17 protein-coding genes are annotated in these 26,311 nt (G+C 46.3%); 5 read left to right on the forward strand and 12 right to left on the reverse strand.

Features of this window, described 5'->3' with window-relative positions:
• The first annotated feature begins 28 nt into the window (after positions 1–28).
• Positions 29–1,345 carry an amidohydrolase family protein gene (locus tag AB4Z08_RS01120; protein ID WP_441571920.1) on the forward strand — a complete coding sequence of 439 codons (1,317 nt, stop codon included), beginning with the start codon at positions 29–31 and terminating at the stop codon, positions 1,343–1,345.
• 2 nt (positions 1,346–1,347) lie between these two features.
• Here the strand turns inward: AB4Z08_RS01120 and AB4Z08_RS01125 are convergent, their stop codons facing one another.
• The 11 genes from AB4Z08_RS01125 to AB4Z08_RS01175 all read right to left on the reverse strand — a co-directional run bounded on the left by AB4Z08_RS01125 (position 1,348) and on the right by AB4Z08_RS01175 (position 17,800).
• Complete coding sequence (locus AB4Z08_RS01125) at positions 1,348–2,607, reverse strand: NRAMP family divalent metal transporter (protein ID WP_441571921.1); 1,260 nt, start codon at positions 2,605–2,607, stop codon at positions 1,348–1,350.
• A gap of 152 nt (positions 2,608–2,759) precedes the next feature.
• A complete protein-coding gene (locus AB4Z08_RS01130; protein WP_441571922.1) occupies positions 2,760–3,692 on the reverse strand; it encodes a DUF4434 domain-containing protein in 933 nt (310 codons plus the stop codon).
• On the reverse strand, positions 3,692–4,360 hold the full coding sequence (locus tag AB4Z08_RS01135) for a GDSL-type esterase/lipase family protein (RefSeq protein ID WP_441571923.1): 669 nt from the start codon (positions 4,358–4,360) through the stop codon (positions 3,692–3,694). Before AB4Z08_RS01135 ends, AB4Z08_RS01130 begins: the two co-directional genes overlap by 1 nt.
• A gap of 4 nt (positions 4,361–4,364) precedes the next feature.
• Positions 4,365–6,275 carry a sodium:solute symporter family protein gene (locus tag AB4Z08_RS01140; protein WP_441571924.1) on the reverse strand — a complete coding sequence of 637 codons (1,911 nt, stop codon included), beginning with the start codon at positions 6,273–6,275 and terminating at the stop codon, positions 4,365–4,367.
• A 21-nt stretch (positions 6,276–6,296) separates the two neighbouring features.
• On the reverse strand, positions 6,297–6,965 hold the full coding sequence (locus tag AB4Z08_RS01145) for a GDSL-type esterase/lipase family protein (RefSeq protein WP_441571925.1): 669 nt from the start codon (positions 6,963–6,965) through the stop codon (positions 6,297–6,299).
• Positions 6,966–6,970: 5 nt separating this feature from the next.
• The gene (locus tag AB4Z08_RS01150) at positions 6,971–8,362 is read right to left on the reverse strand and encodes a DUF5009 domain-containing protein (protein ID WP_441571926.1); all 1,392 of its coding nucleotides are present in this window, start codon (positions 8,360–8,362) and stop codon (positions 6,971–6,973) included.
• 4 nt (positions 8,363–8,366) lie between these two features.
• Positions 8,367–9,767, reverse strand: a complete 1,401-nt coding sequence (locus AB4Z08_RS01155) for an alpha amylase family protein (protein WP_441571927.1) — start codon at positions 9,765–9,767, stop codon at positions 8,367–8,369.
• 61 nt (positions 9,768–9,828) lie between these two features.
• Positions 9,829–11,496, reverse strand: coding sequence for a DUF5018 domain-containing protein (locus AB4Z08_RS01160; RefSeq protein WP_441571928.1), 1,668 nt, complete (start codon positions 11,494–11,496; stop codon positions 9,829–9,831).
• Positions 11,497–11,527: 31 nt separating this feature from the next.
• The gene (locus tag AB4Z08_RS01165; RefSeq protein ID WP_441571929.1) at positions 11,528–13,216 is read right to left on the reverse strand and encodes a RagB/SusD family nutrient uptake outer membrane protein; all 1,689 of its coding nucleotides are present in this window, start codon (positions 13,214–13,216) and stop codon (positions 11,528–11,530) included.
• Positions 13,217–13,234: 18 nt separating this feature from the next.
• Complete coding sequence (locus AB4Z08_RS01170; protein WP_441571930.1) at positions 13,235–16,429, reverse strand: SusC/RagA family TonB-linked outer membrane protein; 3,195 nt, start codon at positions 16,427–16,429, stop codon at positions 13,235–13,237.
• 159 nt (positions 16,430–16,588) lie between these two features.
• Positions 16,589–17,800, reverse strand: a complete 1,212-nt coding sequence (locus tag AB4Z08_RS01175; protein WP_441571931.1) for an AGE family epimerase/isomerase — start codon at positions 17,798–17,800, stop codon at positions 16,589–16,591.
• 158 nt (positions 17,801–17,958) lie between these two features.
• Here AB4Z08_RS01175 and AB4Z08_RS01180 point away from each other — a divergent pair, with 158 nt between their 5' ends.
• Both AB4Z08_RS01180 and AB4Z08_RS01185 read left to right on the forward strand, forming a co-directional pair.
• On the forward strand, positions 17,959–19,194 hold the full coding sequence (locus AB4Z08_RS01180; protein ID WP_441571932.1) for an ROK family protein: 1,236 nt from the start codon (positions 17,959–17,961) through the stop codon (positions 19,192–19,194).
• An 89-nt stretch (positions 19,195–19,283) separates the two neighbouring features.
• Positions 19,284–20,486, forward strand: a complete 1,203-nt coding sequence (locus AB4Z08_RS01185; RefSeq protein WP_441571933.1) for a copper amine oxidase — start codon at positions 19,284–19,286, stop codon at positions 20,484–20,486.
• Positions 20,487–20,539: 53 nt separating this feature from the next.
• On the opposite strand, the gene AB4Z08_RS01190 is transcribed toward AB4Z08_RS01185, so the two are convergent.
• Entirely contained in the window at positions 20,540–22,072 is a 1,533-nt protein-coding gene (locus AB4Z08_RS01190; protein WP_441571934.1) for a sulfatase, read from the reverse strand.
• Positions 22,073–22,122: 50 nt separating this feature from the next.
• Here AB4Z08_RS01190 and AB4Z08_RS01195 point away from each other — a divergent pair, with 50 nt between their 5' ends.
• Positions 22,123–22,512, forward strand: a complete 390-nt coding sequence (locus AB4Z08_RS01195; protein WP_441571935.1) for a VOC family protein — start codon at positions 22,123–22,125, stop codon at positions 22,510–22,512.
• A 631-nt stretch (positions 22,513–23,143) separates the two neighbouring features.
• A complete protein-coding gene (locus AB4Z08_RS01200) occupies positions 23,144–26,296 on the forward strand; it encodes a SusC/RagA family TonB-linked outer membrane protein (RefSeq protein WP_441571936.1) in 3,153 nt (1,050 codons plus the stop codon).
• Positions 26,297–26,311 lie beyond the last annotated feature (15 nt).

Raw genomic sequence — 26,311 nt, forward strand, 5'->3', positions numbered from 1 at the left:
GGGAGTTTATATAAAAGAAATGTCTGTAATGAAAAAGGTATTTCTCCTGCTATTATTATGCCCGCTCTCCATGGTGGCTCAAAAACAGCTCCTGATCAATAATGTACAGTTATTTAACGGTAAGGAAAACAAAACGGAAAATGTGAATGTACTGATCACGGATCGTTTAATCACTACCATCTCCCGGGAGCCCATTCCTACCAATAAAAGCATGTTGGTAACGATCATTGACGGGCGGCATAAATTTCTCATGCCGGGCATGATAGATGCGCACTGGCATGCATTCATGTGTGCCAATACCATGATGGATATGATGATGGGTGAGCAGAGTTTCCTTTTTATCCGCGCTGCCAAAGAATCAGAGCGCACGTTGCTGAGGGGATTCACGTCCGTCCGGGATCTGGCCGGGCCTGTATTCGGGATTAAAAGAGCTATCGATATGGGCATACAGCCCGGCCCCAGGATTTATCCGAGTGGGGCGATGATTTCCCAGACCTCTGGTCATGGTGACTTTAACCTCATCGGCGACCCTCCGCGGATGTCATCCAATAGTGTTGCCCGCCCGGAAGCATTGGGCGTGGGTATCGTTGCTGATGGCTACCAGGAAGTATTGGTGGCTACCCGGGAACAACTGAAACACGGGGCTACACAGATAAAGCTGGCTGCAGGAGGCGGTGTGGCATCATCTTATGATCCGCTGGAGGCTACGCAGTATTCTGTGGAAGAAATGAAAGCTGCAGTGCAGGCGGCCGGGGATTTCGGCACCTATGTCACCGTACATGTATATACTTCGGAAGGCGTGAAACGGGCGGTAGCTGCCGGTGTAAAATGTATTGATCATGGGCACCTCATGGATGAAGAATGTGTAAAAATGCTGGCCGACAAAGGCATCTGGCTGAGCATGCAACCTTTCGACGGACAAACAAATACCTATAGCGACCCTCAACAGGCAGCCGACAGCAGGAAAGTCGGGGAAGGCACTGCCAATGTATATCAATGGGCGAAAAAATATAAGGTAAAACTGGCCTGGGGAACAGATCTCCTGTTTAATCCCGCTGGTACTAAAAACCAGAATGCCAATATTATCAAGCTGAAATCCTGGTTTAGCAATTTTGAAATCCTGAAGATGATTACCTATGATAATGCACAACTGCTGGCCCTCTCCGGCGCCAGGAATCCATATCCCGGCAAACTGGGTGTACTGGAAGAAGGTGCTTATGCAGACATGTTGCTCGTAGACGGAGACCCTTTACAAAATATTGAACTGTTGGGAGATCCGGAAAAAAATCTGCTACTCGTCATTAAAGATGGTACCGTCTTTAAAAACATATTACCCACACCGTAACATCAAAATAAAAACCAAATCATCGTCACTGCTGCTGCTGTCATTAATATAAGCGTCAGCGCGCCCAACAAATTCGAAAACTTCGAATTTGTGAACTCTCTCATGATCTTTTTATTGTTGCCAATGTGCATGATCATGGCAATCATGACCGGTGCTGTTAAACCATAAGCAATGGCCGTGTACAGCAATGCCTTAATAGGACTCACGCCCAGGAAGTCGAGCGATAACCCTACGATCAGTGAAATGATGATGGAAATATAGAATGGTTTTGCCTGCGAAAATTTCTTGTCCAGTCCGGCCGACCAGCCCAGTGTTTCTGCCAGCATATACGATTGGGAACCTGCCAGCACCGGTATGGCCAGTAAACCGGTACCTAATACTCCCGTAGCAAAAATGAGATAGGTGAGTTTACCCGCCAGTGGCTGCAGCGCCTTCGCCGCCTGATCTACGGTATCTATTTGTCTTACTCCGGCAGGGAACAATACACTGCCGGTAGTGAGGATAATAAAAAACATCACGATGTTGGAAAACAACATACCGGTGTTCACATCTGTCTTCATATCACTTAATACTGCTTTATCCACCACAATACCTTTGGTGCTATGTGCCATATCTTCCGCTTCCATAGTCGTTTGCCAGAAAAAAAGATAAGGCGAAATAGTAGTACCTAAAATAGCCACGATGATGGAAAAGAAATCTTTATTATACCGGATGGTAGGAATGAACGTATTTCTCGCTACTGCCGCCCAATCCTGCTTCATCATAAAAGGTACGATGATATACAGCAACAACGACATACAAAGCCATTTCAGTATCCTGGCAATTTTCTGATAGGAATACTGAATGATTACATACATCATGATAGCCGTAACGCCCACACAAAAAACGGATACCGGTACGGCAGGAAAAATCATATGACATACCGCCCCCATACCCTGAATATCGGCGCCCAGGTTGAGCGTAATGGCCGGAAAGCTGAACAGCAACATGATATATAATACCGGTCGGGGATAGTATTTTTTTAACGTCACCGTTAATCCCTGGCAGGTTACCAGCCCTATGCGTGCGCACATGCCCTGCACACCAGCCATTAATGGGAAAGTCAACAGGGATGTCCACAACGTGGTTAACCCAAACTGGGCACCGGCCTGCGAATAAGTGGCTATGCCGGAAGGATCATCATCGCTGGCACCTGTAATTAATCCGGGGCCTAATTTTTTAAAGAAGACCAGGAGCTTATTTTCGGATGCAGATGTAGGCATGAATTATCGGAATTAATGGGTAGCCGGTAAGTTAAACCAAAATTTGCAGAATCAGTGACGCCTCAAAACAGTGAAAGCCTATTCATCCGGGCATTATAAAAAGGGTGTACCGAATGAATCGATACACCCCGGTTTATATCCGTCCGTTCCCCTCAGAACGTATGCATATACTCTTTATAGCGATTGTATAAATGTCCGGCCTGCAGATAAGCCGACTGCGGACTCATGAAATGCGAGAACTCAAACGTGATAGCCTTATCATAACCGGCACGGCGAGCTGCTTCCAGCTTCAGGCGAAGCTTCTCAAATTTAATCGGCAGAAACTTAATCGGCATATCCCTGTCAAAACTTTCGGCATTAGTCCAGCATTGCAAGCCATAACGATCGGCCATCATTTTGTTGACCCGGAAAAAGTCTTCCAGTTCGCTGTAGTCGATATGCCCATCCTGGAAAGCTACTGCATCCACGGCGCCACGGATGCCATCAAATATTTCACTCCACTCCTTTTCATGTTCCTCCAGGGATACCGAGTCTGCTTTGGTTAGCTGCCCGGCCGCTGCCATCACCGCTTTTTTACCATCTATCCAGGGAGAGATGAGGGTAGGCAGACCGTTGCTCACCGCCTTACATTGCAGACCCAGGGTTCGGAAAGCGTTGGCCGCTCCTTTTGTTTTGCGGCTGATTTCCATAGACAGATACCAGCCTTTGAAGCTTTTATGATGACCATAGGTTTTCCACACTTCTTCTATCACAAAACGGTTGCTGTCTGTTTCATATTGCATATCGCCGGTATCCCAGTATTTGCCGCTGTCGTACAGCCCGAAATAAAACTGCATATCCAGTTCATCGGCCAGCTCCAGGAACATTTTTACCAGGTCTACTGGTGGCTCATAACAACCAAATTCCTGGACGAGGTACCTGGAAGGATAAGTAATAAACTTGCGGTAACCGCTGCGGATCAGGATCACTGTATCTATCCCGATGGCCCTCATGTGTTCAAAGTCCCTGCGCCATTCTTCCCGGCCCCAGTTCTGGTGCGGGATATCGTGGCTGATTTCATCTATAAACGTTCCTGTAATTTTCATTATAATAACTTTTTACGCTGCAGGATCCCCTTCCATACCTGGTAGCCGGCACCGGTTAAATGCAAACCATCGTTGGTATAAGCGCTGCTTAATTTACCAACATTATCGCACATTTCATTATACAAATTTACGTAGATGCATCCCCGTTGTACCGATAGTGTTTCCAGTTGCTGATTTACCGCCTGTATATGTACTTCCTGATGCTGGTGGCGGGCAAACTCCGTAAACGCATCATTCGTAGGTAGTATACTCTGCACAAATAGCTTTGTTACAGGAGATGCCAGCTGAATACGGCGAATAATCTGCATATAGTTTGCCAGGATAACACTGTCCGGCACTCCCTCTGCGATATCATTGATCCCGATCATCAGAAATATACGGGCAGGTTTCCTGTCCGTTACTTCGGATAACCGGTTTAAGATACCAGCAGTTTTATCTCCGCTGACACCCCGGTTTTTAATCCTGGGATTTTTAAACAGCTCGGACCATTCCGCGATGTCCGTAATACTATCTCCCAGAAAAATTATTTCTCCGTTATCGCTATCCGGAATACCCATAAACTGAGTCACCTTTTGCCGGTAATAGGAGCTGCCGTATGTACTGTCGTACTGAGCAGCCACGGAAACAGCCCATAGCAGTATACCTGTAGCCAATGCATATTTTTTCATCCTGCTATATGTTTTCTGCGGCCAACGAAACGGGGGTTTTGTAAGGTACATTTTCACCGGCAGTAATGTCGAGGCGATCGTACCAGGTAAATTTGAGGATGACCATACAAGCCAGCCATATGCCCATTGCCAGGAATCCTTTTTCAAAATAACCAAATACAAAGCAAATAGGCATAATTACCATGCTCATCTGCCAGCAAATGCCTACAAGTATATTTAAGAGATCCCATTTAAATTGTTGATTCGGTATAAACGAAGGATCGGCCATTTTTGCCCAGCGCGCTACCGGCTTCCACCATCCCCATGGCCGTGTGTTTACATAGAAGTCGGTAAGCACCTGCTGATTGGCAGCTGGTGTCAGCAAGCACCCCAGTACGCTGCCGGTCATAGAAAATACCAGGATAATAAAAAACGAAATCAAGGTACCAATACCGCTGCCGAAAAGATCAGCGTATTGCGGGAAGTAGGCCGTTGCCAACAAGTCCATGAGTTTAGGTACAAACGTGGCGGAGATCAGTCCTACCAGCATACCGGAGAAATAGCCGTAGCCGTTGAACCGCCACCAGATCCACTTCAATACGTTGGCCGCTGCGTAACCGCCGTAAAGGGCAGAAGAAATCCACAAGGTGAGCGAACTGAGTGAGTTAGCAAACAATCCAAAAATACAACCCGTCAGGATCACCGCTATGGAAGTAATATAACTCCACTTCACATAATGACCCGGTGCTTCATTGGGTCTGAAATATTTTTTATAGAAATCATTTACCAGGTAAGCCGGCGCTGCATTTACAAAGGCCGAAAAAGTACTCATGAATGAAGCCAGCAAACCAGCCAGCACCACGCCTCTCACACCCGCGGGCAGATACCCCCCCACTACCCTGCTGAGGATAATTTCAAAATCCGGTTTTGCCTGTCCCTGTAATACGGGCATTAAATAGTTGATACCTATCAGGGTTAATGCACTCACCATCATGAACAGCGGAATATATAATACCAGGTTGGTGAAGCCGGTAAGCATGGCAGCCTCTTTGGGCTTTTTGGCACTGAGGATACGTTGCATATCAAACCCTGGCACAGGGCCGGCAAGACTGGAAAATACGCCTTTGGCAATCATCATCATTACCAATGCACCAAACCAGGTAAAACCATCTTCCGCTACTTTCTGATTGGCCTGTGGGAAAGTAGTAGTCCAGTTCACATCCAGTTTCCAGGTGGGCCAGAAATTACTCCATCCTTCCGGTACTCTTTTATGCAGTTCTGTATAGTTCACATCATGCACGGCGTAAGTTACCACCAGCACGCAGCTCACCAGCAGGATACCATATTGCAGTACCTCCGTTGCTACCACACTGTACATCCCACCTTTTACGGTATATAAAGTGGTTAACGCCACAATAATAACCGCATAGGTTTGCTGACTTGTCAGCAGCGGATTAGTGAGGTCCCAGGGCAAAATACTGCCGCTGAATTTGCCGATGCCGACAAACACATAACCGATAAATCCTATCACGCTCACAATGGCAAACAGCACCACAATAATATGTGCCAGTCTGCCGCCTCGGTCATCGCCAAAACGTTTGATGATCCAGTCGGCCCCTGTCATAGCATTGCTGCGCCGGATCCACACCGCCAGGAACACCATCACAAAAATCTGGTTCCAGATAGGCCACAACCAGGGTAGCCACGCGGCTTTGAAGCCATACACAAATAAGAGCGCCACATAAAAAGCGGTGCCGCTTACATCAAACATGCCACTACTATTGCTGAATCCCAGCCAGTACCATTTGATATTATTATCTCCCAGGAAATACGACTGGATATTTTTGGAAGCTTTTTTCGATATCCAGAATCCAAGGCCCACAATAACGGCCAGATAAAGAAAGATGATCACAATGTCTATTGTCGCCAGATTCATGATGTACTATTAATAAATGAATTAAATTAATCGTTGTTGCTGCAGCACATTTACCCATTTCAGGTATCCTTCACCGGAGAGATGTAAACCATCATAAGTATAACGAACATCCAACTGTCCACTGCCGTCCAGCAGGGCGTCGTATACATTCACAAAATGAATGTGCATGTCTGCTGCCATTTCACGGATACCGGCATTCAGTGTTTTTATCTGTTCGTTGGTACCGCTGTAATACTGCCGGCCTATCAGCTGATTGTTGATCGGGAATACACTCTGCACATAAATGCGGGTAGCCGGTGATTGTGTTTGTATGGCAGCAATAATGCGGCGATACGTTTGTACAATCGCTGCTACGGGCATCTGCTTATTGATATCGTTGGTGCCTACCAGTATAAATAAGCGGGCCGGCCGATGCCGGACTACCTCGTCTACCCTGGCCAACAGGCCATTGGTATTGTCGCCTGCAATGCCCCTGTTCAGGATGTTGGCTTTGCCCAGGAACTCCGACCAGTCGCCCCACTGCGTAATACTGTCTCCAAAAAAAATCACAGGCTTCTTCGCCACCGGTAACTGTTTGAAATAGGCAGTCCGGCTATCATACAAATAATTATGATAGCTGGAATCCTGTGCCAACAGCTGCGACATCGCACATATCAGCAGCATAGGTAAGATGGTTGATATCTTCTTCATATAATTTATGTTTTCCAATACCATTGCCGGCGACTACACCACGCAGCAATAGCAGCTACTATTCCGGTAAATAAAAAGCCTCTTACTACACCCAGCCAGACCGATTGCCCCATACTTTCAAAAAGAGACAGCCCACCCGTCAGGTGCAGCAATGGCAATAACAAGAGGTTGCCCGCTACGTAAGCCACCATGGGATTACGGCCAGTCAGCGACAGGCAATGAATCATCACACTTCCTGCCTTACTGTACTGTAATGAATAAAAAATTATTAATACCAGGAATGCAAGACCAGCAGTAACAAAGTAATAGCTAAACGTGGCCGGATCTTTCTTAATTCCTCCTTCAAAGGACTCAAAGCATAGGCCCAGGACAACAAGATAAGCACCTGCTTTTAAAAAAAGAGGTAACCCGGGAAATTGTTGCGGAGTTGTTTTTTTCAATGCCGCATAACAGCCGCACAAACCAATAACGGTAGCAAAAATATTAATGGTGGTATGTCTGCCAAATAACAAACAAACATTACACACCAACACTGCCGTCGCGCACCAGGCGGCCAGCCGCAGGTATTTTATATCCTGCCTCCCCGGCGTTTCCCGGATACCACCATATTGCAGCATCCAATCGCCCGCCAGTGTACCCGGCAGCAGGATAAACAAATACTTTAAAAAACCAGGCTGATACATCCACGGCAATGGCGACCAAGACAACAACGTATGGCACCAGTTACCCGGTTGCGTACCGCTCAGGCAGATCCCCATCAGCAGAGGAAGTAAAGCGATACGCAGCAACGGGTTATTCCTTGTAAAATACCACCACAAAGTACCCACAAGGGATGCATTGGCAAGGATCAGTATAATAATGTCGCTATTGTATAATGAGAAACCCCTTCCGCTTTCAAACGGCAAAGTATATAGCAGCACTGCAGTGATCCCGAGCGCTATCCCTTTCATCACCTGCCACCGCAGCCTTTTCGATGCCGGTGCATAAAACAGCACAAACAGTAATCCGAAAGCCAGCAACGGCAATACATATTCCGGCAAACCCGGCTGCCGGCTCAAACCAGCCACTGTCATCTGTCGCGTAAACAACGCAAAAAATACCAGAAGGATATATCGTTTCACCGTCATTTCTAAAATGGCAGGGAAGCTGGTGCCATCTTTTATTTTCTTTTTCAGGGAGAAGGGAATCGCCGCCCCCATACTGAATAAAAAGAAAGGAAACACGAGGTCTACCCAACTGATACCCGGCAATGCAGGCATAAAGGCATGTGTGGGCGGCGGTTCCTGCGCGTGATACATCCATGCCGGCAGTATACCAAAGGCGATACTACCGGCTAATACCATGGCAAAAATGGCCAGTCCCCTCAATGCATCCAGACTTTGATTACGCTGTTCCATATGCTTACGGCTGTAATCCTGCTTTTACTTCATCCCATAATGGTTGCTGCAACTTGTTATACTGCGGTGCATACAGGTGCACCAGGTCAAAGATCATGACACCGGATGTTTGAGACAAAATCATTTTAATGGCCCTGCGGATATCTGATTTACTTTTCCAGCTGGTGTTACCCGCATCAATGCTACCTACCAGCGGCACTTTACCCTGGGTTACATATCGACCACCTCTCAGTGAGCCTTCCAGGCTCCACCAGTTGTACGTTAAATTAGCTGTAGCAGGATCGTCTGCCAGCAACAACTGTGAAAAATAGTTTCCTGTCATCAGCAATCCCAGCTCTTCTGCATAGCCATAATCTTTTGTTTGCGGATAGGCCCAGTCCATGCGGATCTTTTGATCATTAAACGGATCGTATTGCTGACTGGCCCAGTTTACTCCCACTGGATAATAGTCGCCATACCAGCCACCTACATAAGAACCGAACAGGGCATCTGCACGGGCGCTCTTCACAGCAGCATGTGCTTTTTTCACAAAGTTGTAGATCACGCTCATGCGATAAGCCAGCCAGCGCTTGTAATACTTGCCGGTCACCGCAGGCATGGTTTGACCACTTTCTGTTTTCCAGGAGCTTACAATATCTGCCGGGAAGTTGAGGAAGTTGGCATTCTGATCATTGAACACGTCTTTCAGGTATTGTACAAACTGTGTTTTACTGTAGTCTGAAAAATCCGCATCGATGTTCGCATAACGTCCATAGTCAAGGATCACGCCATCTACCGCATATTTAGTGACAATCTCTTTCAGGATATTGATGATACGATCCTGTACTTCCGGGTAGGCAGGATTTACGAATCCATTTCTGCCGGTTTCAGTGATCGGTACGCGCTTACCACTTACATCGCATACAATAGACTGGTACTTATTTTTAAAGGTAGCATCTTCATACACCGCACCTGTTTTATTATCATAGTCACCTTCCACAAACGTCATCACAGAGGCATATACCTTCAGTTTTCTTTCCTTTGCGGTTTTCACCATAAAGTCGAGGTAGTCCACATTCGGCGGCAGTGATTTACCATTATGGCTGGTAACCTTACTGGTATAGGCACTTTGGAAAACGGTATGGCCGGAGGACTCTTTTACATCTACCACCAAAGCGGTGATACCGATTTGCTGTAAGGTGTCGAGTGTTTTGCGGATAGCCGCCGTATCATTAAAACGACCATAGGTACCGAATACATTTGCATTCAGATCTATCCACACAATCGCTTCTTTTTTACCGGTGGGGATAGCAATGGTGTCCACACCATCACCCGGATCTACCGGTGGGGCATCGTTATTTTTTTTGCATCCTGCAGCAGACAGTATCAGCAGGCATAATGCAGACAGTATTCTTGATTTTATCATGACGAATTATTTTAAAACATGGGCAACCGGCAATCATCACCGGTTACCCGTGTAAGGATCATTAATAAGTAGTCAGTTCATATCCCACAATGCCCACGTTGGTCAGCACCATGTAAATGTAGGCGCTGCTGCGATCTGCAGAAAAGCTCACACACAAATCACCTGTACCGTTACCATTATCTGCTGCTCCATTGATCACTTCAGAGTTGAAAACATTAAAGGCACCATAGGCCGGATTGTTGGGCGACATGCTGACCGCTGCAGGATCCGTGACATCGAATAACGCGATGTTGCCACCATTCAAACTCCAGGAAGTGTATTTCAGGATAGCGAAATAATTAGCACCATTGAACCGGAAATACAGGGAAGGCGCATGGAAGATGATACCCGCAGCATCGTCATTGAAAGCAGCTGTACGCACGTTGGTACCGCCATTGACCATAGCGATTTCACTGCCGTAGTTAAGGAAGTATGTACCGCTGAATGATACCGCCGTAGGTACTGCATCGGCGAGATAGCCAAAGCTGCCGGAGCCCGAAGCATAGGTAGAAATGACCGGCGCGGCATTCACATCCGGGGCGTTGGCTGCGTTCACGATTTTACCATCGCGGATACGCCATTTATATACATCGTTGGTGAGTGAAGCAGTGGCATAAATCACGGCGTCTTTATTGAGATCTCCATATATGCGTACCCGTCTGCCCAAACCACCCCATGCAATGGTGTTGGTCCATTCCAGGATTTTTTCCGGTGCCGGATCGGTGGCACTCTGCCAGCGGTACAACTGGAACTTGTCGCCACTTGCTGCGAACGTAGCGCCCAGCAAGGCACCTGTACTATCGTTCTGCATCTGGAATGAATAATAATTGCCTGCAGGTAACGGCATATCCCGTACGTAGTTGCCGGTAGTGCGATTAAACAGGCGTAGTTTGGATGGATTGGTATTGCTGACAATCACCAGGTGATCACCACTCACCGCCATACTGGTTTCGGTATAATTGGTACTGATACCACCACCACCGGAAGCAGCGCCCAGCTTAATAAATAACTTACGGGTGATACCAATGCCATAGGGTTTCTTCACCGGCGCCATTACTTTCAACGTGTATTGCTTCACCAGCCCGTCTATACTCTTTACTGTGAAAGGCTTATCAGTGGAGAGGTCCAGCGTTGCGCCGGCTGCAACAGAGGTAGTAGAATGACTATTTACGGCTACCGTTACTTTTACTTTGCTCACATCGGTGCCAGGTATAATGTAAAAAATAACATCGTTATCTTTTACCACGGCGTCCATTGTTGTTTCTAAGCCATCCAGTAAATAGTTAATGGTAGCGCCTTTTACACTTACATCGCCTACCTTCCTGGCTACCACTACTACCGATCTTTTAGCGCCGGTACCACCTTTAATTTCGAGTTTTACCGGTTTGGATAAATCTATGGGTGTGCCCAAAGCCGGTGTGATCACCGCATCCAGGGGAATATTGGCGCGGAGCACAAGTTTGGTAATATCGGTTTCATTATCCGATTCTACCGGGTAAAAATAGGGGACATCAATATAAGCCGTGTCTTTGGCAGTACTATAAACAGGATCAAAGCGGGCGTCTTTTACACCGGGTAATCCTACCCAGATATCCTGCAGATTATTATCTTCCTTTGGGAAGATAGGCTCTGGTTGCCGGCAGCCGGCAAAGGCAATGCCTAACCCCAGTATGATAAATATATTGCGCATGTATAAGCTCATTTATGGTGATGCATAGTTGTTACCAACCCTGAATTTGTTTCATAGCAGGATTCTTGATAATCTCGTCCTGCGTGATAGGCATGTAATAGAAGCCTGTAGGGAAATAACGGTTTTCCTTATCACAGTCTACTTCTGTATAATCAAAACCGTTGCCATTCGCGGTTACTTTATGACCGTGGAAACGCACATTGTTTAACACGATATGCGCTTTACGCCAGCGGCGCAGGTCCCAGTAACGATGGCCTTCAAAGGCCAGTTCCACTTTGCGTTCGTGCTCAATGGCGGCCATCATGGTTTCCGGCGTAGCCGCCGCCGTACCTGGCAAATGCACCCTGGCACGTACTTTATCCAGCGATATTTTTGCATCGGAAATGCGGTTCAGTTTTGTCAGTGCTTCTGCATGAATGAGCAATATTTCTGCGTAGCGCATTTCTATCCAGGGCTGGTTACTGCCCTGTACGAGGATATCCTTATTGGTTTCATCGAGCATTTTGCGCACGTAGTAACCGGTCACTGTTTTACGTGGATCGGTGGCTACTTTAAAATCGATGTAGCCTTCTTTTTCATCATCCGGTGTAGTATTGATGGTTCTGCCTTTCCAGGGAGCGCCATTGTATAAGATGGTGGCGTAGAAGCGTGGCTCACGGTTGGTGTAGGGATTGGCCGCCATATCTGTTTCCGACCACGAAAATTTCCGGCCGTCCGCCATTTCATATTCGTTCACCAATTCTGCGGTAGGTACGCCGGTAGCACCGCCACCGTCTACATCTGCAGGCGGACAAAAAAAGTAGTCCAGCTGATGGGTAACACCGGGGCGTTGATAGTAAAGCGCAAATATGGCTTCCCTGCTGTTGGCGTTGGTAAACAATTTACCGTAATCTGCCTCCAGGTCGTAAACACCGGATGTGATCACAGCTGCTGCCGCATCTGCTGCATGCTGGTAGTATTCCGTTTTTTTGGAAGCAGGTACGCCGGTGAGTGCATCTTTGTTGAATTGTTTGTTGTCGTACTCCGCTATGGAAGCAGCGTATAGCCATGTCCGTGCCAGCAGGCCATAAGCAGCGCCCTGGGTAGCGCGTCCTTCTTGGGCAGCCGGACGCTCTTTGGGCAGGTGCTCTGCAGCAAAGCGGAGGTCACTGGCAATAAAATTCCATACCTCGTCTTCGCTGCTGCGGGCCATGCTTTTATCGGCAGGCAGTTTATCCAGGATGATCACGCTGCCGTTGATGCGGGCCAGCCAGAAATAAGAGTAGGCGCGAATATAGCGTGCTTCTGCTTCATACTGTACTTTTTGTTCTGCCGTGATTTTTGCATACAGCTGCATCCCGTTCAGGAATTCGTTGATACGGCGAATGTTGGTGTAAGCAGCATCCCAGAAAGAAATACCCGGAGCCGTGGCATTTACCTGCCCCGGATTATAAGCCAGCTTGTTCACTGTTCCGTTGCCGGTAGTATTGGAGGTATATTTTTCGAGGTCGGTAAGTGCATCGGTCGCATTGCTGTAGCCGATAGGAAACTGACCGAAAGAAAATGTTTTGAACTGATCGTACATGCCATACATGTACAGATCTACGCTGCTGGCATTTTTCCAGATCGCTGCATCAGTGTAGCGGTCGCCGGGTATACCATCCAGCTTACAGGCCTGCATCCCTGTTGTCACTACCAACAGCAGCAATGCCTTTTTTATATTTGAACAAAATGTTGTCATAAGTAATTTCTTTTCCGTTTAGAAAGTAAGGTTAGCGCCGAAAGACATCATCTGCTGCTGTGGATAAAATCCGTTGTTAACATTCGGCAATTCCGGATCCATGTACTTCAGGTGATCCAGTGTAATGAGATTGAATCCTGCCAGGTAGAAGCGACATTTTTCAATATTCAGCTGCTTCAATACAGACATGGGTACGGTCACCCCTATCTGTGCGGATTTCAACCGTACATAGGCGCCGTTCTTTACCCACTGCGAATTGGCCCAGCCATTGTGATTCGGGAAACCCGCTCTGTCGGCTGTTAAACGGGGATAGCTGGCATTGGGGTTATCCGGTGTCCAGGCTTGTTCCACCAGGTAATAAGGACTGTTACCGGCGCCATAAAACGGACGGGTAAAAGGTGTATTATCATTTACACCATAAGTGCCGGAAGAACCTTCATACTCTCCACCCAGGGATACGTCCACAAGCGAAGCACCCTGTATCAGTGCAGAGAAATCGAAGATGCCATAACGCAGCTCAAGACTCAGACCATACATGATTTGTGGTGTGTTACTACGCCCCATGTAGGTGATATCATCTGTGGTGATCTTACCATCGCCATTGACATCCTTATACTTGATAAAACCGGGGGCAGCGCCACCACTCGGAGAGGTAGCCCAGTTGTTCACTTCGTCCCAGTTCTGGAACAGGCCTTCTGAGATAAAGCCTTTCTTTTCACCGATACTTCTGCCAGGTGTTCTTTGCCATGCAGGCCACCCATCGGGATCATTCTTCACCAGGATCTTATTACGGGACCAGTTGAAATTACCGGTGATGCCGTAATCCAGTTTGCTGTTTACTTTATGACGATGTGTAATCTGCAGATCGAGTCCACGTACATCCGCCATTCCGCGGTTGACTACCTGGTAGTAGTAGCCACCCATAGAGGGAGGAAATAAATTGCCCTGTACATCAAGAATATCTTTAGTGATTTTGTAGAAGTAATCTGCGGTTACAGACCATGCACCGTTAAAAAGACTTATATCCGCACCTACGTTGGTGGTGTAAGCGTTTTCCCATTTGAGGTTTACGTTAGGAATGCTACCGGAATAAATACCGGATACTGATTTATCGCCGATCACCACAACTGGTTTATCTGACAACGAAAAAGTCTGCAGGTATTGATAATTACCAAACCCTCTGTCGTTACCGGTTTTACCGTAAGACCCTCTCAGTTTCAGGAAGTCTACTTTCTCTTTCAAACCTGCGAAAAAATGTTCTTCGCTCATCACCCATCCTGCGGAAACAGCTGGGAAAAAGCCCCAGCGGTTATAGGTAGGAAAGTATACAGAACCATCGTAGCGGGATACCAGTTCCAGCAGATAGCGGTTTTTGTAAGCGTAGTTGAGTCGCGTTACCAGTCCGGAACGTGCACTGGTGCCACTGTTGCCGGTAGGTTGTACAATGTATTTATTGTCCTGGTCACGGAAATCAATTTCTTTCAGTTCTGTTAATGCCAGGTTACTTCCACCGGCAGAAAAGCTGTTGTTGTCGGTCTGCGAATATTCATATAAAGCCAGTGCTTTAATACTATGATTGCCGATTTCGGTGCTATAGTTAATGCTTGGCTGAAAAGTCTGTCGTGCGTTATTTCCCTGTGATTGGCGCACGGTATTTACGTTGATACCGGGCGGCAGGGAAGAATTCCAGTAGAAGCCACCGCTGCTTTGTTCCCTTACCATCAGGGTATAGGGTGCTGTCCAGCTTTTGAATTCCTGGAAAGATTTGTCGTAGGCGGTCATCAGTTTCAGGTCCAGTCCTTTTACATAAGGTATATGCATGGTGAAGGTCATGGCGCCCTGGAAAGTACTGGTAACATATCGTTGCCAACCGGATTGCTCGATCACTGCCATCGGATTTACGATACCGGAGTTGGAGCGTGTAGCCGTTGGCGTACCATCGATGGTGGCGGGAATATTTGGCAGTGCTCTTACTGCCTGGTAGAAGGGGTTCATGTATTCGCCATCATCTGCCGGGATGCCGGTGCTGTTACGTGTTTCCTGGCGTGCGCCAAGATCAAATGCCACAGAAAATGTTTTACTGATGGTGGCGTCTACGTTTGTTCTTACGTTAAACCTTTTATAATTAGATCCTTTTACTACGCCTTCCTGGTTAAGATAGCTGACGTTGGAAAAGTAGCGGATCTTTTCGGTTCCACCTCTCAGGCTAACGCTGTGGTGTTGTGACATTGTTTTTCTGCCGGTGAGCATACCGGTCCAGTCAGTGTTACCGAGATAAGGATCTTTGTTGGTGCCATTACGCAGTGCGGCGATTTGTGCATCAGAGTAGGTATAAGGAATAGGATCACCACCGGTAGCGGTGAGATAATCATTGTCCATCTGCTCTCCCTTTTTGAACCAGTACATATAATCAGGACCGTTCAGGAATTTAGGAAAGCGGGTGAATGCGGTGCGGGTAAATTCGCCATCGTAGGATACTACTGGTTTACCGGCAGCACCTCTTTTGGTGGTAACGAGAATCACGCCGTTGGCGCCCTGCACCCCGTAGGTAGCCGCAGCTGCCGCATCTTTCAGGAGGGTGATGGTTTCCACTTCTGCCGGATCGAGATTACCGAAAGAACGTTGCACCCCATCTACAATCACCATGGGAGCATTGTTGTTGTAAGTACTTTGTCCGCGGATGAGCAGGGTGGCGTCATCAAAACCGGGGCGGCCGGAAGTTTGGGTAGCAACCAATCCCGGGAGACGACCTGCCAGCGCATTGGTGAGATTCATAGCCGGTACCTTTTTCAGTTCCGCTGAAGATATCTGCGCCACGCTACCGGTAAGGGAAGCTTTCTTTTGTGTGCCATAACCCACTACCATTACTTCATTCAGCTCTTTTGCATTTTCTTTCAGGATTGCATTGAAGGGCTGACCAGGTGTAACGTTGATGGTGGCGGCAGAAAAGCCGGTCATGGATACCTGCAGGGTGACCGGCGCGTTGCCGGTAACAGGCAGACTAAAGCTACCATCTGTATTAGACACCATTCCATTTTTTGTACCTTTTACCAGGATGGTAGCACCCGGAAGTGCATTCCCCTTTTCATCCCTGATGGTACCTTTTACTGTTTGCTGTTGCGCTACCGCCAACAGCTGCTGCATGATCAGGGCGATCATCAGCAGACAGGTGCGCCACATCAGCACATTTAGATTTGGTTTACGTTTACTCATAACTTTCAATTTACAGGAAGGATAAAAAATAAGCTGTTAGCTTTTAGCAGTTAGCTTTTAGATTTTAGCGAATGGATTTTAGCGGTTTTCTTTTAGCAGCTACCTAAAACCTATCCGCTAAAATCCATTCGCTAAAATCTAAAAGCTAACCGCTAATAGCTAAAAGCTAAAAGTGCTATACACCTGGTACAGGGCGCGGGGTACGTGGAAGCAGCCTTTCCATTTACCACCTTTGAGAGGCAGTAAAATTTCGCCTTGCCGGTTCAGATAGCCGAACCATTCTCCATGTTCCGGATCGCGGAAATGTTTCCAGGTATAGTCGTGTACTTTTTTAAACCAGGCGGCGCAACGTTGGTCGCCGGTATAGGTATAGCCTTTGGCTAAAGCGATGAGTGCTTCTACGTGCACCCACCATAATTTCTGGTCCCATTCCAGTTGTTGCGGAGGATGACCGAGGATATCCCTAAAATAAAGGATGCCGCCGAATTCCTTGTCCCAACCGTATTCCAGGGTATTGAGCATAATATCACAGGCTTTGCGCAGCAGGGTGGGATTATTCACTCTTTTGGCGAGGTCCATGATAAACCACATGGCTTCAATGCCATGACCGGGGTTGACGAGGCGGCCCTCGAAGCTGTCGGAGAAAGTGCCGTTGGCATATACATTTTCCACGATCAGTTTTTTATCCGGCTGATAGAATACCTCCATTACTTCGTGGAGGACGGTGGGAATAAATTCAGCCACGCGGTTGGCGCCGAGCAGGTGTTCCATTTCGAGCGACAGGTTACAGAGGATCATTGGTAAGCTGAAGCCTTTGAGGGCGCGGGTGCCGGGGTATGCCTTATTATAGATGCCTTTCCAGTTATCCTGCCGGTGGAGGATATTGTCGAAAGTGGTAACGGCGATTTCTTTAAAACGATCGCTGGGAGCAGCTTTGTCGAGTGCGGCAAATCCCATGGCGGCGAAACAGTCGCTGAAAATATTATAGGCCTGTACTAATGGTTTGCCTTGTTCATTGAGGGAGAAGTACCAGTTGCCTTTTTCATCGCGACCATATTTTTCCATAAATGCGGCGCCGTGTAGGGCCATGTCCAGCCATTCCTGGCGGGGGGCTATTTTATTGAACATATGGCTGAAGCACCATACTTCCCTACCCTGCAGCCACATAAATTTATCCGTATCGAATATGCTGCCGTCTCTGTTCAGGCAGGTATAAAATCCGCCGTGTTTTTCGTCTTTGCTGAAGTTAACCCAGAAGGGCAAGATGTTATCAAGCAGTTCTTCTTTATACAAACCGGCATAGTATGTTCTATTCAATTCGCCTGTTGTGTCTCCCCATCCTTGTTGCTGATCGGCTACTTTTGGTTGCATCCTTTTTAAATTATTTTATTTACAGAGGACAATTTATTATTATTTTAATTATAAAGCAATACTTCGTAAATATTTTTATTATTAAATCGAATTTCACGACAACTTGGTTAACTTTATTAATTATATACTACTTTTAAAGAAAATATCACATTTATTGCATGACAACCCAGGAAAGCATATTTGAAATCTTTTCAGAAGAGAACTTAGCCGGCGTAGCTTATAAGAATAAATCCCTCAAGAGATCCATCATTGACCATCTTGATCAGTCGGGCAACAGTACCATCACTGATCTGACCATCGCCCTGAACATCAGTGTTCCCAAAACCACCAGTCTTATTAATGAACTGATGACAGACGGCATCGTAAAGGACTACGGCAAGGACGACTCCAAAGGAGGGCGCCGGGCCAGCATGTACGGGCTGGTAGCGGAATGTGGGTTCTTCATCGGGGTGGATATCAAGAATTTTTATGTCAACCTGGGGCTGCTGGACTTCAAGAAAGAACTGGTTACCTCGGAGATGCATATCCCTTTTACCCTGGCCAATACCCCCGAATCATTTAAAGACCTGATCACCATTATCCTCCATTTTGTAGATAATGTATCGGTAGATAAGAAAAAGATCTTCGCCGCCTGTCTCAATCTTTCCGGGCGCATCAACAGTGAGAAAGGCTATAGCTACAGCTATTTCCATTTCAACGAAGAACCACTCAGCCAGATCGTGGAAAATGCGATTGGCATCAAAACCTTTGTGGAAAATGATTCCAGGGCCATGGCCTATGGGGAGTTTTACAATGGTACCGTACATGATGAAAAGAATGTATTATTCCTGAACCTGGACTATGGCATCGGTTTGGGTATTATGATAGATGGAAAGATTTACCGCGGTAAATCCGGCTTCAGTGGCGAGTTTGGGCATATTCCTATCTTCTCCAATGAAATTATTTGCCATTGCGGCAAAAAGGGTTGCCTGGAAACAGAAGCTTCCGGACAGGCGCTGATCCGCATGTTCCAGGAAAGGATTGAGCAGGGATATACCTCTTCTTTACTCAGAGATAAAAAGATGCCGGAAAACCTGCGCGTATCCGACATCATACAGGCTACACTCCATGAAGACACGCTCTGTATAGAGCTGATTGCGGAACTGGGCGAAAAAATAGGCAGGGGCATCTCCGTACTCATCAACCTGTTCAACCCCGAATTAGTGATCATAGGTGGCATCCTGGCCGATACCAGCGACTATATCCGGCTGCCGATCCGTAGTGCACTCAATAAATATTCTTTAAGCCTGGTAAATAATGATACCCAGTTAAGAATGTCTAAACTGCATGAAAAGGCCGGTATCATTGGCGGTTGCCTGATTGCCAGGCATAACCTGCTTGCTTTTAATAAATAATTACATCAACGGAGATTGTTTTTTAAATTATTTTATTAAGTTTGTTTCGATTAATAATAATATTAACTATTTATCGTAACAAACCACGCATGTTTAAAACGAGTATATCCGCCAACGGAAAAAAGGTACTGTTAGTAAGTTATGCCATCGCAACGGGCTGTTTCGCCCAGGCACAGGGTATTTCCACCGCATTGAACCAGGTCATTAAAAACACCGCGCAGGGACATACCCTGCAGGTACCCGGCCTGCTCAACGAGCAGCTCCCATTATTAACCTACCAGAAAATAGTGCTGCCAGGTCCACAATTCCTCATTTCTGATGACCCGGAATATATTCGTGTACCCGAGGGCGTAGCCCTGAGAGAACCGGTGCAACCCGGATCTGTAAGACTATACCTCTACAATGTAAACGGCGTACAGGAGCCACAAAAAATGGAGCGCAAAATAGCTGCGGTAATTAAAAATACCGGGAACCAACCTATGCATATCCGCATGTTGAAATACTCCTCGCAGCAGCCAACGACTAATTACTTCTTCGCCGGTAAACAGGGACTGGCAGATTTTTTTGCTTCCACCCCTGAAACCTTTGCCCGCGAAATAAAACCCGGCGCCGCTATTTGCCTGGATCCCAAACAGGATAAGGCTGTAGTAAAATACGATGAACTGGTGCATGGCTTCTATGAATTTGTGATTGACCAGCCCGGAGAAATCAGCATTGTACAAACCGATCTGAAAACACCCGCTACTGTGGCTGCCGCACGCGTAAAAACGACCTTGAGCACCAAACAATATGCAGGCGCGGGTCGTGGTACCTATGGCATCAGCAATTACCGCATCATTGCAAAAGATACACTGGACACTAAAAATGGCCTGGCACAAATACTGGTAGCAGACGGTGAAAAAGATCCCTGGGTAATAGGCAAAGAAGCCACTACAGGTGAACTGAAAAGTCTGGATGGCAACTATGGCATCCTCTATAATATAGAACTGTCGTGGAAAAGCAGTGATGGTAAAGCCCTGGCGCTGATGACCTGGAACCCCCGTGGTGATAATGGCCAGTGGTGTGGTGGTATGGCCAATACCATGGTGGTGAGTGGTGGCAAATTCAAAGAAGGGATTATACAGTTACCGAACAATCAACTGGTGACCACCAAAGCACCGGAAGCAATACTGGTGCAGATCTTTACCCCATCCGCAGATGGCAGTGTACAAAAAATTCATTTTACATATTCTCCTCCGGGTGCTTCCTGTTTACCTACACCGCTCGTGCTGGTACCTGTAGACCTGAAATAACTGTCGCTATTCACAATAGCAAGGCGCCCTTCACGGGGCGCCTTTTTTATTTTTCATAATGATATTGCATCCGGATACGGTACCGTTTTTTTCGTGCCTTTATAAACAGGCAACTGTCCTCCGCGTTGTTTCAATTGTTGGGTGAGCAGCTTTGCCAGCTCCCTGGTTTTATCCGGGTAACGTGCAGACAGGTCATTGGCTTCATAAATATCTGCCTGCAGATCGTATAGTTCCAGTCGCTGGTACTTCTCGAAATAAATCAGCTTCCACCTGCCCTGGCGAATGGCGGTGCACCAGGAATTATCGGTACCGAGATTACCACCGGTCCAGTCGTTGGGGTAATTCCAGATCAGCGCACGGTGATCATCCCGCAGTTCCGGTTGTTTCAGGTAAGGCACAATACTTCGCCCATCGAGGGTTTGCACGGTCTTATACTTTTTCACACCGGCCCACTCCAGGATGGTAGGATAAAAATCTTCCATCATCATATACTGTGTGTTCACGGTACCTGGTTGGGTAACGCCATTCCAGCGCACAATCATCGGTTCTCTGACGCCACCTTCATACAGGGAACCTTTACCACCCCGCAGCGGGTAGTTCTGAGTGTTGTCGTTACCTTGTCTGGGTGGATGCGAAAAGCCCCCGTTATCAGACATAAATACAATGATGGTATTTTCCGTGAGATGATGTTGATCCAGGTAGTCCATCAGTTCCCCCAGGCTCTGGTCCATTCCTTCTACCAGCGCCGCATAGGCGGCTTCCGGCTTAGGCAGTCCCATATCGAGATAGCGTTGAATGAAGCGGTCATCTACGTTGTAAGGCAGGTGTACCGCGTAATGCGCCATGTATAAAAAGAAGGGCTGTTTTCTTAATTGCGCGGTATCCATGGCCAGCATGGCTTCCTGGGTGAGGTCTTCTGTCAGGAAGGATTTCTTCTTCCGGTATTTCTCCAGGTTCGGCATTTCTGCCTGCAGGATGAAGCGGCCCGGTACGCGGCCAAAGTCATCTTCCGCCAGGTAAGAGGCGGGATGACCGGCAGCGCTGCCCCCTACATTTTTTACAAAGCCCAGGTTCAGCGGATCGGCGCCAATGGTTTGATACGCACCGAAATGCGCCTTGCCACATTGGATGGTATAGTAGCCATGGTCCTTCAACACCTGGGGTAACGGGGTAGCATATACGCTTTTCTCCTGGTTGGGCAAGGGAGAGATACCGTTTACATTCCAGTCCGGAATATCCAGCAGACTGTCTTTACCATCCACGGCCTTGTTTTTCAGGGAGGTCCAGTTGCTTACCCGGTGCCTTGCTACGTTCATGCCGGTGAGGAAACTTACCCGGGAGGGTGTGCAAACGGATGCCGCATAGGCGTTGGTAAATTTAGTTCCTGCCTTGCAGAGGCGTTCCATATTGGGCGTACGGAATTTCCGGTTGGCAGGTGTAATGCTGTCCCAGAAAGGAACAGAGGTATCCTGCCAGCCCATGTCATCTACCAGGAAGAAGATGATGTTAGGTGATTTTGGCGTTTGGCTTTGTACGGAGCAGTGTATACAGAAGAGCAAACAACCGCAGAGATATAACTTTTTCATTGTTTTATATGTTCATTGTACTATCTTCTAAATGTATAAAATCTTTTCACATGATAATTAACCATTTGGATCACCTGGTATTAACCGTAAAAAATATAGACACTACCTGTAAGTTTTATGAAAAGATATTAGGCATGGAAGTGATCACCTTTGGTGATGCCCGAAAAGCTTTACGATTTGGGCATCAGAAAATCAATCTGCATGAAAAAGGAAAAGAGATAGCCCCTAAAGCCACATCACCTACGATGGGATCTGCAGATCTTTGTTTCATTGCAGATACTGCAGTGGAAGAAATATTGCAAGAATTACTTGATAACAATATAAAAATACTGGAAGGCGGAATCGTAGCAAGGACGGGAGCTACCGGCAATATCCGTTCTATTTACTTTCGTGATCCTGATGGGAACCTGTTAGAGGTGAGTAACTATGATGTTAAATAAAAGATAAAGTTTAATATTGTTTTTCTGACAAAAACAATATATTTTTATGTCGTTAATGAAAAAATAACCTGTTGTGTTAATTCATTTCAACCCATAACAAAACAGGACCCTGTAACAACAAAACTATATACTGTATTTTTGCTTTTTTAGAGAATTTTTGCTTTTGAAATATATTTTTTGCTTTTGATTTTTTTTGCTTGTAGAGAATTTTTTTGCTTGGAAATCTATTTAATCCACAGAAATCAGACAAAATGTAAATTAAAGGACTATTGTTATAGACCCGCTACTGCGTGTGTTTTATAATCAGATTTTCCGTAAGAAACATAAGATAACCGGTTAATTTCCCGGCAAGAGAATACTATGTTTGTGGTGTAGCCTATTTACAGCTTAGTTACAACAAATCACGCCATCTGTTTAGCGGATTTATTTTCTCATGCGCTGCAATACCATTTTTTTTATTGCCAGTCATTGAAAAATGACGGGTTGATATGTTCATGTCAAAACCAAAATAAAGTATGATAGCGACCTGTATCTATAGCTGATTGTATCCACATTGACTTAACTCGTATAGCCAACGAAATAGCCACAGTGTCCAAAGTTTTTTTTACATAATAAACCCAATTTAAACCGTATGAAAAAAGGTTTACTACTATGGCTGTTGCTAGCCATCGGTATGGTGCATGCTTTTGCCCAAACCCGAACAATTAAAGGTAAAGTAACGGATGCACAGGATGGCTCACCGTTACCGGGCGTATCTGTAAGTGTGAAAGGCTCCAAAGTAGGGGCTGTATCCGGCAATGATGGTACATTTTCCATCCAGGTAGATGGTGCGGCTTCGTTGCTGTTCTCCTTTGTCGGCTATGAAATGCAGGAGGAAAAAATTGGCAACCGCCAGTCTATCAATGTATCATTGGCCAGCAGCAATAAAGTATTGAACGAAGTATTGGTAACTGGTTATGGTGAATTAAAAAGAAAAGATGTTACGTCTTCTGTCACCGCGGTATCTGGTACGATTATCAATAACCGCCCTGCTACCAGCTTTGATCAAGCGTTAACCGGCAGAGCAGCGGGTGTTAATATCAGCACAGGTTCCGGCGTACTGGGCGATGCGGTAAACATCCGTATCCGCGGTGTGAACTCTATCAGCAACAGCAGTCAGCCACTGATTATTATTGATGGTATTCCTATGAATACCAGCGCTAACTTAAACACCTTTAACTCCGGTAACAGTACCCGTTACAATCCATTGGCGGATATCAACCCAAATGATATTGAAACCGTGGATGTACTGAAAGATGCGGCAGCTACTGCATTGTATGGTTCCAGGGCTTCTGCAGGCGTAATTGTGATCACCACCAAGAGAGGTAAAAATGGCATTGTTACCGTCAACTATAATGGTTATGTTGGCTGGAGCAAAGCAGGTAAGTTACCTAAACTATTGAATGGCGACGATTTCACCACTATTCAGAATGAAAAAGCTAAAAACGCTACCAAAACCGGAGCGGTTGCACCTATTATTGCCAAAGATATAGATCTGAATGGAGATGGTAAAGCTGACAGAACAAACTGGCTGGACGAAGTATTCCAGACCGGTGTTATTCAAAGCCACCAGTTATCCCTTTCCGGCGGCACGGAGAAAGCGAAATTTTATGCGTCTGGTGAGTATGGTGATCAGAAAGGTATCGTGCTTTCCAACCGCTTACGCAGAGGTGGTATGCGTCTAAACCTGGATGTAACGCCTAAAAAATGGCTGAAGTCAGGTATTTCCCTGTATGCTTCCAAAGCAGTGAACAACGGTGTGTTATCCGATGGTTACCTCGCAGGTTCTACTTCTTCTTCTTATGCTGCCATGCCCAATGTGCCGGTATATGATAAAAATGGCGACTACTATCTCAAGAGCAATGGAGATCTGGGAGAAGGTAACAATGACGCATCTGGAAAACTGAACCGCTTTTTCCATCCGTTGTCTAACCTGTTCCTGGGGAAAAATGACAATACTTCCACCCGTGTGTTATCTTCCGCTTATGTAGAAGTAGAACCTATTCCTGGCTTAAAGTTGACTTCCCGCTTTAGCGTAGATTTCATCCAGAACCTGGAAGAGCAATACAACAGCCCTTTACAGGCGGGTAATGGTAAAACGTATGGAGGTTTGGCCCAGAACGTTCTCCTCAGAAAAAATCAGTGGAACTGGTCTAACTATGCTACCTATACGAAAAGTTTCAACAATGTGCATTTCATCAATGCCATGGTGGGGGTAGAATCTCAGTTCGGACAACAAAAGATAATGGCCAACGGGCAGGGTAACCTGGCAGATTCTTACTTCAAAGAAATCTATGACAACCTGTATGCCGGTACTGAAACCAGTCAAACCGGTGGAGATAATATTGCCAATGCCTTTGATTCTTACTTCGGTAAAATCGGTTATAACTATGGTTCCAAATATTATTTCGATGCTACACTTAGAGCAGATGCGTATTCTGATTTCGGTCCCAACAACCGCCGTGGTTACTTCCCGGGGGCCTCTGTTGGATGGAGAATATCTGACGAAAATTTCTTTAAGGACAACATCTCTTTCATCAGCGATATGAAAGTCCGCGCCAGCTATGGTATTGTAGGCAACTCCAACATCAGGGCTTATGCTTACAGAACTTTATATGGTGGTGGTAGCTATGCTGACATCAATGGATTTTCTGTTTACCAGATCGGTGATCCTAATCTGAAATGGGAAACTTCTAAAAAACTGGATATCGGTCTTGACATGACCCTGCTGAAAGACAGGATCACTGTTACCGCTGATTACTTCAACAGCAACATCAACAATCTGATCCTGGATGCACCGATTCTGGCCACTGTAGGTACTCCATGGGATCCTATCACCAACAATCCCGGTTCTATCCTGACCACCAACGTTGGTTCAATGTGGAACAAAGGTGTTGAATTAACTGTCAATACCCGTAACATAGAAAGAAAAGACTTTACCTGGTCTTCCAGCTTCAATGTGACTTTTATTAAAAACAGGGTAACTGCTACAGCAGACGGATCCGATGTAATAAAAGTAAACAACAGGGCCAGCGTAGGAAAAACCCTCGGCGTATTCCGCTTGATTGAGTGGGGTGGTGTGAATCCAGAAACAGGCTACGCTATGTATTACGATAAGGACCACAAACTGGCGATGTATAACCCTAGTCCGGATATCACTGATCCTACCCAAAGATGGACTACACCTGATGGCAAAACAAAAGTAGCACCGATTACTGCCGCTGATGCAAAATACCAGGATAAATCCGGATACCCAACCTTTTACGGTGGCCTGAACAACACCTTCACTTATAAAGGCATTGACTTCAGCATCTTCCTGCAATACAGTGGTGGTAACTATGTGTACAATTCTACCAGGGCTGCATTAATGGGCAACTACTTTGGTAACAACCTGGAAGAAATAAAGAACAGATGGACACCGGAAAATAAAAATACTGATGTTCCAAAAATGTACCTGAAAGATGGCGTTTCTACACAAGCTTCCACCAGGTGGCTGGAGAAAGGCGATTTCCTGAGAGCGCGCGAAATCAGCCTCGGATACACTTTCCCTGGTATAAAAAAACAATTGGGTGTAAGTACTTTACGTGTATACGGACTGGTACAAAATGCTTTCATCTTCACCAAGTATAAAGGTTCCGATCCGGAAGCAAATACCAACCGTGACAGTAACATTAACTATGGCGTAGATAACAGGGCAGTACCAATGCCAAGAATATTTACACTGGGCTTAAATGTTGGTTTCTAATTGTTAGTGATTTTA

This window comes from Chitinophaga sp. RAB17 (assembly GCF_052114225.1).
Classification (GTDB): domain Bacteria; phylum Bacteroidota; class Bacteroidia; order Chitinophagales; family Chitinophagaceae; genus Chitinophaga.